The organism is Pantoea sp. CTOTU46764 (genome assembly GCF_031974595.1).
Classification (GTDB): Bacteria; Pseudomonadota; Gammaproteobacteria; order Enterobacterales; family Enterobacteriaceae; genus Pantoea; species Pantoea trifolii.
This window is the reverse complement of sequence record NZ_DALYOQ010000068.1, coordinates 14,090-27,316: the sequence shown is the minus strand read 5'-3', so window position 1 is coordinate 27,316 and position 13,227 is coordinate 14,090. Positions and strand designations below refer to the sequence as shown.

Here is a 13,227-nt window from a genome sequence, read left to right as displayed (position 1 = left end):
CTTATGAAGACATTACTAACATCGCGGTGTATTAATCAACGGGGAGCAGGTCAGATTTGTTTGTGCACTAGCCAGCTGGTTAGCCGTCTGAATGGCTTCCATTTGCCCTTTTGCACCGGTTGCATGAGTTTGCAAACCGGCCAGGTTGTTAGCATCGTTTTGCAGCGATTCTTGCTGTTCATCAATCGCCTTGAATACGGCGTCATTAGCTTTTTTTCGTGCCTCAGAACTGTCCTGTTCAGCTTTACGCAGTGCGCTAATATCAGATGCAGTACACTCAAGATTGGTGTTGAAGCACGGTGATGAACGGTAGTAGTTAATATCTTGATAACGTTTAAGGTATGAATCGAGACTTCCGGCCTGATTTTTGTAGTAATTCAGCGTGTCCTGCGCCTGCAGTAATTTGTTGATGGTCGAATTAGCTTGGTCCCAGATGTAAGCAGCAGGCGCTACGGTGTTCTGCAGCATGTTTTCATATTGCTGCAGTTGCATCTGGTATTGCTGGATTTGTTTTGCCACTGCCTGAACGTTGTTGACTGCGCTGATTGTGGTCTGAACAACATCAGTTCCATCAATAACTGGGATACCTGCTTTGGCCGGTAATGCCACGATATACGCGATGAAGGAAGCTACTAACGCTTTTTTAGCGGCTAAAATACTTCTTTGCGATGAAAATATTCGGAGCATAAATTTCATTTTTTTACCTCAAACTCAACTGATTATTAGTATTGTAGACTTGGCTGGTAACAGATGCTGATATATAGAAAGCAATACATTTAAATATCCAAAATTCTATCCATAATAGTCCTTAGTTCTTGTCTGGTTGATTCTATTTTTGCAAGCAACGCTTTTATCAGTGTGGGCGGAATATCAATTGTGCGAGGATCATTAGCTAGCCACAATTTAAGTAAACCACCAAGTCTCCCTAGATCAGCATTTACCCGGCCAAGTTCTATAACCTGTTTAATATCTACAATAGACTCAACCTGATAACCCATTGCGACTTTACGAATGAAACTCGCGACACTTAAACCAGAAGCTTCTGCATTTTCCTGGATTTGCGTTTTTTCCTCTGGCAAACAATAAACTTTAATTGGTGTACTGTTCTTTCTAGTCTGAGAAACTGTCATATCACTCTCCATATTGGCGGTAGCCGATCAGCCTCGCAGAGCAGGACTACCTCGAGCAGCGTTGCGGCGAATAGGGAGTGGTAAAGTTGGGACACCGGAGCGGTGGGCCTACTTTACATGTCCTGCCCTACCGTTGCCGTTGTATATCTGTGCACAACAATGTGTATTTCAGTGTAAAGGATGTGTTTTTTTAATGTATTAGTGCAGGATTACTCGAGTGAAATCTGCAGCAAATGTGTTTTTTGCAAGGAACCTATAATTCTCACTTTTAAAAATGACCTCTAGTAGTTCTCTATGGGCGTCCGCCAACTGTATTTATTTTTCGATATAATGAAAGAAGCCTTTTATTGCTTGTGAACTTTTTTAATTACCTTGTCTGAGCATGTGCATTGCAGATTTTAGCGGCTAAAATCTGCCTCTCTATGCCCAAAGGCAGGGGCGTACCTCATATGTCATAAAATTTACCTCAAGCGTCAATATACCAAGCGTGTAGGTAATCTCTTCTTCTGGCGTACAACCATCGGCCTTTGGCCGATTCTGGATTTGAAAGCGCCTGCTCAGGCAGGTGATTTCGAAGCCTGAAGATCCTGAACGATCCTGTAAATACTGCTTAATAGTAAAAATTCGGGCCTCTGTAGCACGCTATCGGGCCGCTATAACACGCTATCGGGCCGTTGTGACACAATATCGGGCCGTTGTGACACGTTTTATCCTGGAACCGTTCAAATCAATTCCAATCTCACGCAATTGCACAGCATCTTCTTTCAATCTCCGACGGTAATTACGTAAAGTCATATTACTCGTTCCTTCACCGCACACTGCTAATAGCAACGTATCCATATACCACCCTCCTAAAGGATTATTCTTATGGGTTAAGACATGACGGGCGACCGCTTGGCTAATACCATGTTGTAGCCGAGCTATGGGGCCAGGATGATAATAAAATGGCAAATCTTTTTTGAGTAACATCGCTAATGCAACACCCAGACGGACACGCCATAAACGGCGTACTCCCCCAGTCAAAGGATTAGGGCGAGTCATAGGTGATGGCACTACATGATCGATTAGTCCCCCTATTATACAGTCGCCGCTTTTCTCTAGCTCTGGCGTTATAATTTCAACTGATGCGACGCGAAGATCTAAAAGCAATTTTTGTATACGGCCATAACTATATTGTGCATCGGATAACGTTCGGCGTACTTTCGCTGGATCTACTAATAATTCAATTCCACCATCAGAAATTTCACGACGTTGCTCGGCAACATATAATATTGTTTCCATGATATCGGCATGACGCTGCCCGAGCCGTCCGGTAACACGACAACGTCCGAAACTTGTCTCCATCCATTGCCCCTTCACCTCCTTAGGACGCTGGCTTGGTTGGTACAGAATTACTCGGGCTTGCCATGCTGTACTTGTGGGTGCCACTTTATTACCAGTTGTCATTGTCAGCGCCACTCCAGGCAGATGTTCTCTCATTAGTAAGCTTTTTATTATTCTTCGAGCTGAGCGCCGTTATTCTTAATACTCCTCCTTCATGTCTCTGTAACCAACGATCTGGGGCACGTTCACCATAATTTGCTTTATTGATTCCAAATCTAACAAATTGACCTCGAACATCATCAGAAATACCGTACGTCTTCGCTTCTAAGGTGGTCATGCCTGCCAGATAAGATTGCCAACGTATATTATCAACCAAGACACTACTACCTCTACTTGCCTGTTGTATATCACCAACTCCCATCGTGGCAGAGCCTTTGTTTGAATGGTGTAGAAATATAATCGAACATCCAGTATCAGCAGCAATACCTTCTAGCTTTCCAATGACTTTGGACATTGCTCCGCTATTATTTTCATCTTCCTGGTGGAAACGGCGAAGAGTATCCAAAATTATTAACCGTCTACTTTTTGAAATCTCATTAATCAAGTTGCTCCAACCTGGCGAGAAAATATTTGGACACTTACCTACCAAAGGTTCGACAAGTAGCTTATCAGCTACAATCTGCTGCTGACGTGTTGTTAGATATTTTCCCAAAGCATATAGACGATGGTGAATGATGGTTGCAGAGTCCTCCACAGGTAAATATGCCACTAACCCCGTTGGATATTCACCAAAGTTTAAAAGATCTACACCACAAGTAATCTGCACAGCCAGTTGTAATGCCAGCATTGACTTTCCAACGCCTCCTGGAGAAACAATCGCTCCGACAGTACCAATAGCTAAATTAGGCAAAACGTAGTCAATTGGCTGTGGCTGAGCTTCAAACGTTTCCATTATGTTCAATGACATTGCTGTTACCTACCTAAAACAATACCGGGTCTGGCCGCTTTAAACATTGCTGATTTACGATCCGCAATCCACTGTTCCACTTCGGATAACTGCCATGCAACATTTCGGCTAGTAAGTGCTATACGGCGAGGAAACTCACCTCGCTGCTCAAGGTTATAAATAGTCCGGGCTGATAATGGGATCATTTCCAGAAGTGTTTTTCTGTTAATGAGCGTGCTATGTGCCTTTGGTTGCATCTGCCTTCCTCCTGTTTCCAATCAGGCCTATACAATGCCAAGCATTACCACTTGTTAAAACCTATTCATTGGCTAAAATGGTTGACATGAAAATTACTCCTTGGGAAGGCTGTGACCTCACAGTTGCAGCAGAAATTAAAATATTTGTAGAGCGTAGCTCTCCGTATTCTACATTTTCACGGCGGTATCCAATACTTCGCTTGATAAAGGAAGTGATTGACCCTGCATTAGCTGCTTATATAAATTCTCTGCCACTAAGCTATAAGGACTACATTTCTGGCGGAGGAATGGAATTTAGTGAACTACTCAAATATGTGGGTTTTAATGTGGTAGCACGCGCACAAAGACTTCTTTTGCGTCAATTCATTCTGACTTCATATAGTCAAAATTCTCTAGATAGATGCTTTATTGCTACAATTGAGTCTCTTATTGAATTAGTCAGTGAGTGCGCATCCAAACGGCCAAAGAAATCATCACCGGCAAAAGGTGTAACTTTAAATTCTCAACGTAAACTCGGTTTTTGCGAGTTCTGCGGTAACCAGACTGAATTCTCTAAATTTATTACTGAAATTTCAGAATATGCTGCTAAAGACAATGAATTCCCTTATCATGAAAAGTTGGTTTTTAGCGATCGATATTGCTCTAACCATAGACCCAGATTGACCAATGGCCAGTGGTACCCCCTTTACAGAAAAGGAAAACGCTCCCTTGAACAATTCAACCAAGAACTATTAAGACTAAGGCGGCAATGTGCTAAACCAAATAAAGCTAACGCTAACTCCGGTAATGGATTAGTTGATTATTATTTTTTAAAATGGATGCTAGACAAAAATTTAACCCCAGTAGATATAGTCGACCTTAGAAATATTGCACGGTTCATGACTGATTATAAACTGTCCGATACAAAGAAGAAAATACTTGCTTTAATACATCAGGGATTCAATCAATCGGAGGTCGCACAGATTTTAACAAACAATTATAACTTGCCAGTGACACGTCAAGCTGTGTCCAAAGCCCTGACATCTCTACGAAAAGAATTTTATATCAACAATGATGTTTGATTTTATTCAACTTGCTTACTAAAACCCCTAAAAATACGCAGTTGTATCTTAAGGATTGATTTTTTAATTGATTATGGCATACCTCCTAAGATCAATCATATTTCACCGTCAGAACTATTTTAATTCAATATGACAATGATTATTACTATCAGCCATTCTTTGTTCAGCATTAAATTTTCTCAGATAAGCTTCCATTTCACGAGTCCATGCTGGAGTAGGTACTGAGGCCACCATTAGCCAAGGAAACAACCATAAAAGCACGTAGAACATGATTAGTGGTGCGATCATTTCGGCTGAAGCATGAGAAAATATATACATAATGAATGCTACCAGTAAGATTACATTTACAATTAGCACCGCCAGAAAGATACGCCAGCGAAAATAATGCCATTTCCTTTTGAACACAATCTGTCCTTCCTGTTCATTGAGCCAGTTACGCCATGGCTTGAGATAACCAGCCCGCAACCCATAACGATCGCAAAATATGATTGCCAAATCCTGTAGACGATAGTTATATAGCCCTGTGAGCTGGTAAACGCTGCGCTAACGAAGCTCACGTCTTACCAGACTGATCGCATTTTTATTCAAATATGGCTGTTCAAGCATTTGCTCCAGCCGGCGCTTCCTAAGATTGAGTAGTCCACGAAAGACGCTACCAGATTCAGCATTAATTACTCTGTGACGAACTACACCGAGTACAATATAGATTAACAGCAATATCCAGCCGGTCTTAGGGTATTGATTCATCCATTCTATAATCACAGACAACTCAGGCACTCTTACTTTTCCTTTTTATGCAGTCTAAAGAAAAACCAGTAAAGATTCTGTGAATTTTAGCGGCTAAAATTGTCCTACTGGTATAGAGACAGGAAGCATATCAACTTAACCTACTGATTATAAATTATTTACTAGTCCATTCATCAATCATATTCGCCCAATCTTGCAGCATCTCTGATCTCTGCTCGCGATACTCGGCCTTATTGTAAACAGCTCGAACTCCCTTTTGTTCATGGGCAAGGCACTTCTCAATCCAGTCAGTATTGTACCCAGCCTCATGTAGTAAGGTGCTGGCTGTACGCCGTAAGTCATGAGGACCGAACTTAGGCAATGACTCCCCTTCTTTCTGTGCCAGACGATATATAAGTGTCAAAACCCGGTTTAAGGTAGCACTACTCATTGGCGCATCGGAATCGTAACGTGAAGGAAGGATATAATCAGAGCTACCGGCAAAGGTTTTAAGGGCAATCATAATATCTATTGCCTGTCGGGGAAGAAAAACCAAATGTGGATTACGTCGTTTCATCCTTTCCTTTGGTATCGTCCAAACTGCGTCACTAAAATTGATCTCATCCCAAGTCGCGTTAGTAAGCTCACTTTTACGTACCATCGTTAACAGCAAAAGTTTAACCGCTGCTCTGATTGATGGCGTCGTTCCTACCCGTTCCATATATCGATACATCAGACCGATTTCAATTGGCGTCAATGCCCTGTCACGAGGCTCAAATTTCGCTATGCTTGCAGGCCGTACCCGATCAGCTGGATTATCCACCTTCTGACCGCGCTCAATAGCCCAGCGATAGACTTGCAATACAATTTCTCTGGCGTGCACAGCTGTCGCCGGTGCCCCTCTCTCGACAATGTTATCGGTTAATGCGCGTAAGTCTTCATGTGTAATTTCACTTAGTTTCTGCTGGGAAAATTTTGACTTCAACTCCCTTTGATATACCGAACGCCGCATATCACGCGTCGATTCAGCCATTTGATAACCGCGCAACCATTTCTCAGCCCACGCACCAAATGTCTCCGCATCTTTGATACGCGCTTTATCTCTGGCCTTTTCCCTAGCAGGCGATCTTCCACCGGCAACCATTTTTTTAGCTTCATTGAGCCGTTCACGCGCTTCTGCAAGCGTGATCCCTCCAACACCATAGCGGCCAAAAGTAACAGTCTCCTGTCTTCCGTTTATTGAATAGTTATAACGAAATGAGATCGTTCCAGCCGGAGTGACCGCAACATACAGCCCATCACGGTCATTAACTTTATAGAGTTTATCCTTCGGCTTTAGGTGACGCAGCCTGGTGTCAGTCAACATGGTTTATTGTTTTCCTATATAAATTAATACCATGTTGCAAAAAGCTCAGAAAAGTCATTTAACTATCTGTTTTTAATTGAGTTATAAAAAATAAATACCATAACTCAATCCACATTTATCACATGGTACTTTCTCAAATCTGAATTCGAAACCAGAGAGTACCATCAAAAATTCCATTGAAAAAACCGTGCTTCCCGTTGCTAACAGCTGCCAGAAAGTGCCAGACACAAAAACAAAAAAGCCCGCAGTTACGCGGGCTTAGAGATGTTTTACTGCTTTCACGTGCAGGGTGTTGCCAGACGCGAAATCATTCCCACTCGATCGTCGCAGGTGGTTTACCCGAAATATCATAAACCACGCGGGAAATGCCGTTCACTTCGTTGATGATGCGGTTAGAGACGCGGCCGAGGAAATCGTACGGCAGGTGCGCCCAGTGCGCGGTCATGAAGTCGATGGTTTCCACCGCACGCAGTGAAACTACCCAATCGTATTTACGCCCATCGCCCATTACGCCAACAGAACGCACTGGCAGGAACACGGTGAACGCCTGGCTGACTTTGTTGTACAGGTCAGCTTTATGCAGCTCTTCAATGAAGATGGCGTCTGCACGACGCAGCAGGTCGCAGTACTCTTTCTTCACTTCGCCCAGCACGCGCACGCCCAAACCTGGACCTGGGAACGGGTGACGATACAGCATGTCGTATGGCAAGCCGAGTTCCAGACCGATTTTACGCACTTCGTCTTTGAACAGCTCTTTCAGCGGCTCAACCAGGCCCATCTTCATCTCTTTTGGCAAACCGCCCACGTTGTGGTGCGATTTGATTACGTGCGCTTTACCGGTGGCAGAAGCCGCCGATTCGATCACGTCAGGATAGATGGTGCCCTGCGCCAGCCACTTCACATCTTCCAGACGCAGTGCCTGCTCATCGAACACTTCAACGAATACGCGGCCAATGATTTTACGTTTGGCTTCTGGATCGTTCTCGCCCGCCAGCGCATCAAGGAAGCGCGCTTCAGCCGCCACGTGCACGATGTTCAGGCCGAAGTGGTCGCCAAACATATCCATTACTTGCTCAGCTTCATTCAGACGCAGCAAACCGTTGTCGACGAACACACAGGTTAGACGCTCGCCGATGGCGCGGTGCAGCAGCATCGCGGTCACAGAAGAGTCCACGCCGCCTGACAGGCCGAGGATCACTTTGTCTTCGCCAACCTGCTGACGAATGCGCTCAACCGCATCTTCGATGATTTTGGCTGGTGTCCACAGCGCTTCGCAGCCGCAGATGTCACGAATGAAACGCTCGAGCATGCGCAGGCCCTGACGCGTGTGCGTCACTTCCGGGTGGAATTGCACGCCGTAGAATTTCTTATCTTCATTCGCCATGATGGCGAACGGACAGGTTTCGGTGCTGGCAACGGTTTCGAAACCGGCTGGGATGGCGGTGACTTTGTCGCCGTGGCTCATCCACACGTCCAGCAGCGGTTTACCTGCTGCGCTAATCGCATCTTCGATGTCACGCACCAGCGCGCTCTGGGTCAGCACTTCAACCTGCGCATAGCCAAATTCGCGCTCGTTAGAGCCTTCGACCTTACCGCCCAGCTGCATCGCCATGGTCTGCATGCCGTAGCAAACGCCCAGCACCGGCACGCCGGCGTTAAACACGTATTCCGGCGCACGCGGGCTGTTCAACTCGGTGGTGCTCTCCGGACCGCCAGAGAGAATGATGCCGTTCGGGTTGAACTGGCGAATTTGCTCTTCGGTGACATCCCACGCCCAGAGCTCGCAGTAAACACCCAGTTCGCGCACGCGGCGCGCAACCAGCTGCGTATACTGAGAACCAAAATCGAGGATCAAAATACGATGTTTATGAATATTTTCAGTCGTCATTGAGGCGTTTCCATTGGGATGGACTTAATAATAAAAGCGCCCGGCGAGTGCCGGGCGCTAAATTTTACGGGATTATGAACCCATGCGGTAGTTTGGCGACTCTTTGGTGATGGTCACGTCATGCACGTGGCTTTCATTGATGCCCGCGCCGCTGATACGCACGAACTCCGCTTTGGTACGCAGATCGTCGATGGTTGGGCAACCGGTCAGGCCCATGCAAGAGCGCAGGCCGCCCATTTGCTGGTGCACGATCTCTTTCAGGCGGCCTTTATAGGCAACGCGACCTTCGATACCTTCCGGTACCAGTTTGTCCGCAGCGTTATCGCTCTGGAAGTAACGGTCTGAAGAGCCTTTAGACATCGCGCCCAGTGAACCCATACCGCGATAAGATTTGAACGAACGGCCCTGATACAGCTCGATTTCGCCCGGAGACTCTTCGGTACCGGCCAGCATCGAGCCAACCATCACGGCCGCTGCGCCTGCTGCAATCGCTTTTGCGATGTCGCCAGAGAAGCGGATACCGCCATCAGCGATAACCGGAATGCCGGTGCCTTCCAGCGCGGCAACTGCATCAGAAACGGCGGTGATCTGTGGAACGCCAACGCCGGTAACGATACGCGTGGTGCAAATTGAGCCAGGGCCGATACCCACTTTCACCGCGCTCACGCCAGCCTGCGCCAGCGCCAGTGCGCCTGCGCCAGTTGCAACGTTGCCGCCGATGATTTCCAGGTTCGGGTATTTTGCACGGGTTTCACGAATACGCTGCAGCACGCCTTCAGAGTGACCGTGTGACGAGTCAATCAGCAGCACGTCAACGCCAGCAGCCACCAGCGCATCGACACGCTCTTCGTTGCCTGCACCAGCACCTACCGCCGCGCCTACGCGCAGGCGGCCTTCCGCATCTTTACAGGCGTTAGGTTTACGTTCGGCTTTCTGGAAATCTTTAACGGTGATCATGCCCAGCAGGTGGAAGCTGTCATCAACAACCAGCGCTTTCTCAACGCGTTTTTCATGCATTTTGTGCAGCACAACTTCGCGTGCTTCACCCTCTTTCACCGTGACCAGACGCTCCTTCGGGGTCATCACTGCAGAAACCGGCAACGTCAGGTCGGTAACAAAACGCACGTCACGGCCAGTGATGATGCCCACCAACTCGTTCTCGGTGTTCACTACCGGATAACCGGCGAAACCGTTACGTTCGGTCAGCTCTTTCACCGCCGCTAGCGCGGTGGTTGGCAGCACGGTTTGCGGATCGGTAACTACGCCGCTTTCGTGTTTTTTCACCTTACGAACTTCGTCTGCCTGGCGCTCAATTGACATGTTTTTGTGAATAAAGCCCAACCCCCCTTCCTGCGCCAGCGCAATGGCCAGACCGGCTTCGGTCACGGTGTCCATGGCAGCAGAGAGCATTGGGATGTTAAGACGGATGTTTTTCGTCAGTTGAGTGCTGAGATCAGCGGTGTTCGGTAAGACAGTGGAGTGAGCGGGAACGAGCAGAACGTCGTCAAATGTGAGGGCTTCTTTAGCGATTCTTAACATTGCAATATCTCCACCTGGGGGCGATTAAAACAGATAAAATATTGCCGCGGCATTATACAGGCCGAAACCGATTGCCTCCAGTGTTTTTTCAGAAAAAGTCTTGATCCTCAGGGCAAGCAATGTAGTATCAGTTGATTAACCCTCTGATTTAAAATTTGATCTACATCACATGTCGCTACCGCCAACCGCCAATATTTTTACCGTCAGCCGCCTGAACACCACGGTGCGCCAACTGCTGGAAAATGAGATGGGCCTGGTGTGGCTCAGTGCTGAAATTTCAAATTTCACTCAGCCCTCTTCCGGTCATTGGTACTTCACGTTGAAGGATGATGGCGCACAAGTGCGCTGCGCAATGTTCCGCAACAGCAATCGTCGCGTCACCTTCCGTCCTCAACATGGCCAGCAAGTGTTAGTGCGCGCCAGCATCACGCTGTATGAGCCGCGCGGCGATTATCAGCTGATTATCGAAAGCATGCATCCGGCCGGTGAAGGCTTGCTGCAGCAGCAATTTGAACAGCTGAAAGCGCGTTTAGCCGCGGAAGGCTTATTCGATCAACAGTTTAAACAGCCGCTGCCGGATCCGGCGCGTCAGGTGGGCGTGATTACCTCCGCCACCGGCGCGGCGCTGCACGACGTGCTGCGCGTGCTGCATCGACGCGATCCTTCACTGCCGGTGATTATCTATCCCACCGCGGTGCAAGGCGTGGATGCGCCGGCTGGTATTGTGCGTGCCATTGAGCTGGCTAACCAGCGCGATGAGTGTGACGTGCTGATTGTCGGTCGTGGCGGCGGTTCACTGGAAGATTTGTGGAGCTTCAATGACGAGCGTGTGGCGCGGGCGATTTTTGCCAGCCGCCTGCCGATTGTCAGCGCCGTTGGGCATGAAACCGATGTCACTATCGCTGACTTCGTAGCGGATTTACGTGCGCCGACGCCGTCTGCTGCGGCAGAATTGGTGAGCCGTAATCAGCTTGAACTGTTGCGCCGTTTGCAGTCGCAGCAGCAGCGCATGGAGATGGCGATGGATTTCTATCTGGCTCAGCAGCAGCGTCGTTTCACGCGCATTCAGCACCGCTTGCAGCAGCAGCATCCACAGCTGCGTCTGGCACGCCAGCAAACCGCGCTCTTCCAGCTGCAGCGCCGTCTCGGTGAAGCAATGGACCAGCGCATGCGTGTGGCCAATCGTCAGCAGGATCGCCTGCTGCAACGCCTCAATGCCCAGCAGCCGCAGGGACGTATTCTGCGCGCTCAGCAGCAGCTCCAGCAATGGCACTATCGCTTACAGCAGGGCATGGAGAAGCAGCTCAATCACAATCGTCAGCGCTTTGGCACGCTGGCGGCACAGCTTGAAGGCGTGAGCCCGCTGGCGACGCTGGCGCGTGGTTTTAGCGTCACTACCGACACCCAAGGTCAGGTGGTGAAGAAAACCCAACAGCTGAGCAAAGGCGACTTGCTGCGCACCCGGCTGGACGATGGCTGGGTGGAAAGCCAGGTTACCGCCCTCGAACCGCAGAAATCCCGGAGTCGCAAAGCACGTTCATAGTATGAAAACTATACTTTCTGGCACATTCGTTAAAGAGCCAGGGAGATTGGTATGTCTTACTGCGTTATTCCCCCTTACATTCTGCGCAATATCATTGATAACTGCTCCGGCGCGCAACAAGACTACGCGCGCCGCACCCTCACCCATGTCCAGCACTTAATGGGCGAACACAATGCGAAACCGGCAAGCAGCGCCACCGCGCAGCCTGGCACGGTGCTGCGGGCTATCTACGACGCCGAAGGAACACAAAATCTGCCCGGCACGTTGGTGCGCGGCGAAGGTCAGCCGGGAAATGGTGACGTCGCAGCTGAAGAGGCATGGAACTATCTCGGCATTACTTACGATTTCTTTTGGCAAACTTATCAACGCAACTCGCTGGACAACAAAGGGCTCAAGCTCGATGGCACCGTGCATTACGGCAAGGAGTACCAGAACGCCTTCTGGAACGGTCAGCAGATGGTGTTTGGTGACGGCGACGGTGAGATTTTTAATCGCTTCACCATCGCGCTGGATGTGGTGGCACACGAGCTGACGCACGGCGTGACGGAAACCGAAGCGGGATTGATCTATTTTCAGCAGGCAGGTGCGCTGAACGAATCGATGTCTGACGTGTTTGGCTCGCTGGTAAAGCAATTCCACCTCAAGCAGAGCGCCGATCAGGCCGACTGGATTATCGGTGAAGGTTTGCTGGCGCAGGGCATTAATGGGCGCGGATTGCGATCAATGTCAGCACCGGGTACCGCATACGACGATCCAGTGCTGGGCAAAGATCCGCAACCCGCCGACATGGCTCACTACATCGAAACGCGTGACGACAACGGCGGCGTACATCTCAACTCGGGCATTCCCAATCGCGCCTTCTATCTCGCCGCTAAAGCGCTGGGCGGCTTCGCGTGGGAACAGGCGGGTCAAGCCTGGTACGATACGCTGTGCGACAAAACGCTGCCGCAGGATGCCGATTTTAGCACCTTTGCACACTTTACCGTGCAGCACGCAAAACAGCGGTTCAACAATTCAGTGGCGGAGAAGATCCAATCCGCCTGGCAGCAGGTAGGCGTAGCATGGACATCCAACTGACCGATGACGCCATCATCGAGCTGGCGCGTGAAGGTGGTATCGCTTTTATTCCTAAACTGCGCGGCGAGCGGCGCTTTGCGCTGGCGGAACTGCCAGAACCGCAAAAGCAGCGCGTCTGCGAGGTGCTGGAACAGGCGATGCCGCTGGGCGAACCGGAAGATCAGGCGGCAAATATGGGTCGCGGCGATCAGCGCTATTACCGCATTCAAATCTCTTACACCACACATCGTGAAGCGGCAAGCTTAGTGATTTTAATCCCCGAACAATTGGCCCCCCCCGAGCTGCAATCGCTGTGGCGAGACGGCGAATAGGTTATCAGAGGTCTCTCAAGGCAGAGCATAACTGATTGACTATACTCATTATGTGGCTAG

The 13,227-nt window shown here is 48.8% G+C and carries 12 protein-coding genes and 1 pseudogene; 4 read left to right on the top strand and 9 right to left on the bottom strand.

Annotated elements, in window-relative coordinates; all coding sequences use genetic code 11:
- Nucleotides 1-54 precede the first annotated feature (54 nt).
- The 5 genes and pseudogenes from trbJ to RTM06_RS18445 form a co-directional block, all read right to left on the bottom strand.
- Nucleotides 55-696, bottom strand: a pseudogene (gene trbJ, locus RTM06_RS18465) (P-type conjugative transfer protein TrbJ); the annotation flags it as partial.
- An 80-nt stretch (nucleotides 697-776) separates the two neighbouring features.
- A complete protein-coding gene (gene traJ, locus RTM06_RS18460; RefSeq protein WP_312184144.1) occupies nucleotides 777-1,130 on the bottom strand; it encodes a conjugal transfer transcriptional regulator TraJ in 354 nt (117 codons plus the stop codon).
- Between the two features lie 663 nt (nucleotides 1,131-1,793).
- Nucleotides 1,794-2,576, bottom strand: a complete 783-nt coding sequence (locus RTM06_RS18455; RefSeq protein WP_312184142.1) for an ABC transporter ATPase — start codon at nucleotides 2,574-2,576, stop codon at nucleotides 1,794-1,796.
- Complete coding sequence (locus RTM06_RS18450; protein ID WP_312184141.1) at nucleotides 2,563-3,420, bottom strand: helicase RepA family protein; 858 nt, start codon at nucleotides 3,418-3,420, stop codon at nucleotides 2,563-2,565. Before RTM06_RS18450 ends, RTM06_RS18455 begins: the two co-directional genes overlap by 14 nt.
- A 5-nt stretch (nucleotides 3,421-3,425) precedes the next feature.
- Nucleotides 3,426-3,656, bottom strand: a complete 231-nt coding sequence (locus tag RTM06_RS18445) for a helix-turn-helix transcriptional regulator (RefSeq protein ID WP_094110081.1) — start codon at nucleotides 3,654-3,656, stop codon at nucleotides 3,426-3,428.
- Nucleotides 3,657-3,742: 86 nt separating this feature from the next.
- On the opposite strand from RTM06_RS18445, the gene RTM06_RS18440 reads away from it, so the two are divergent.
- A complete protein-coding gene (locus RTM06_RS18440; RefSeq protein ID WP_312184137.1) occupies nucleotides 3,743-4,717 on the top strand; it encodes a LuxR family transcriptional regulator in 975 nt (324 codons plus the stop codon).
- 114 nt (nucleotides 4,718-4,831) lie between these two features.
- Here the strand turns inward: RTM06_RS18440 and RTM06_RS18435 are convergent, their stop codons facing one another.
- From RTM06_RS18435 to guaB, 4 genes are all read right to left on the bottom strand, one after another.
- On the bottom strand, nucleotides 4,832-5,212 hold the full coding sequence (locus RTM06_RS18435) for a hypothetical protein (RefSeq protein ID WP_312184135.1): 381 nt from the start codon (nucleotides 5,210-5,212) through the stop codon (nucleotides 4,832-4,834).
- A 406-nt stretch (nucleotides 5,213-5,618) separates the two neighbouring features.
- Nucleotides 5,619-6,809 (bottom strand): tyrosine-type recombinase/integrase, encoded by a 1,191-nt coding sequence (locus RTM06_RS18430; protein ID WP_312184133.1) that lies wholly within the window; start codon nucleotides 6,807-6,809, stop codon nucleotides 5,619-5,621.
- A gap of 307 nt (nucleotides 6,810-7,116) precedes the next feature.
- The gene (gene guaA, locus RTM06_RS18425) at nucleotides 7,117-8,697 is read right to left on the bottom strand and encodes a glutamine-hydrolyzing GMP synthase (protein ID WP_312184131.1); all 1,581 of its coding nucleotides are present in this window, start codon (nucleotides 8,695-8,697) and stop codon (nucleotides 7,117-7,119) included.
- A 72-nt stretch (nucleotides 8,698-8,769) separates the two neighbouring features.
- Nucleotides 8,770-10,236 carry an IMP dehydrogenase gene (gene guaB, locus RTM06_RS18420; protein ID WP_008108316.1) on the bottom strand — a complete coding sequence of 489 codons (1,467 nt, stop codon included), beginning with the start codon at nucleotides 10,234-10,236 and terminating at the stop codon, nucleotides 8,770-8,772.
- Nucleotides 10,237-10,405: 169 nt separating this feature from the next.
- On the opposite strand from guaB, the gene xseA reads away from it, so the two are divergent.
- From xseA to RTM06_RS18405, 3 genes are read left to right on the top strand one after another with little or no spacing between them, the layout of a single operon-like run.
- A complete protein-coding gene (gene xseA / locus RTM06_RS18415) occupies nucleotides 10,406-11,779 on the top strand; it encodes an exodeoxyribonuclease VII large subunit (protein ID WP_110866471.1) in 1,374 nt (457 codons plus the stop codon).
- Nucleotides 11,780-11,830: 51 nt separating this feature from the next.
- A complete protein-coding gene (locus RTM06_RS18410) occupies nucleotides 11,831-12,856 on the top strand; it encodes a M4 family metallopeptidase (RefSeq protein WP_312184128.1) in 1,026 nt (341 codons plus the stop codon).
- Complete coding sequence (locus tag RTM06_RS18405; RefSeq protein WP_312184126.1) at nucleotides 12,841-13,167, top strand: protealysin inhibitor emfourin; 327 nt, start codon at nucleotides 12,841-12,843, stop codon at nucleotides 13,165-13,167. The genes RTM06_RS18410 and RTM06_RS18405 overlap by 16 nt, the downstream gene beginning before the upstream one ends.
- Nucleotides 13,168-13,227: the final 60 nt, after the last annotated feature.

What these genes read in the sequence shown, in the direction of transcription:
- traJ (WP_312184144.1), bottom strand. Translation starts at nt 1,130, where the DNA reads ATGACAGTTTCTCAGACTAGAAAGAACAGTACACCAATTAAAGTTTAT.
- RTM06_RS18455 (WP_312184142.1), bottom strand. Translation starts at nt 2,576, where the DNA reads ATGACAACTGGTAATAAAGTGGCACCCACAAGTACAGCATGGCAAGCC.
- RTM06_RS18450 (WP_312184141.1), bottom strand. Translation starts at nt 3,420, where the DNA reads ATGTCATTGAACATAATGGAAACGTTTGAAGCTCAGCCACAGCCAATT.
- RTM06_RS18445 (WP_094110081.1), bottom strand. Translation starts at nt 3,656, where the DNA reads ATGCAACCAAAGGCACATAGCACGCTCATTAACAGAAAAACACTTCTG.
- RTM06_RS18440 (WP_312184137.1), top strand. Translation starts at nt 3,743, where the DNA reads ATGAAAATTACTCCTTGGGAAGGCTGTGACCTCACAGTTGCAGCAGAA.
- RTM06_RS18430 (WP_312184133.1), bottom strand. Translation starts at nt 6,809, where the DNA reads ATGTTGACTGACACCAGGCTGCGTCACCTAAAGCCGAAGGATAAACTC.
- guaA (WP_312184131.1), bottom strand. Translation starts at nt 8,697, where the DNA reads ATGACGACTGAAAATATTCATAAACATCGTATTTTGATCCTCGATTTT.
- guaB (WP_008108316.1), bottom strand. Translation starts at nt 10,236, where the DNA reads ATGTTAAGAATCGCTAAAGAAGCCCTCACATTTGACGACGTTCTGCTC.
- xseA (WP_110866471.1), top strand. Translation starts at nt 10,406, where the DNA reads ATGTCGCTACCGCCAACCGCCAATATTTTTACCGTCAGCCGCCTGAAC.
- RTM06_RS18410 (WP_312184128.1), top strand. Translation starts at nt 11,831, where the DNA reads ATGTCTTACTGCGTTATTCCCCCTTACATTCTGCGCAATATCATTGAT.
- RTM06_RS18405 (WP_312184126.1), top strand. Translation starts at nt 12,841, where the DNA reads ATGGACATCCAACTGACCGATGACGCCATCATCGAGCTGGCGCGTGAA.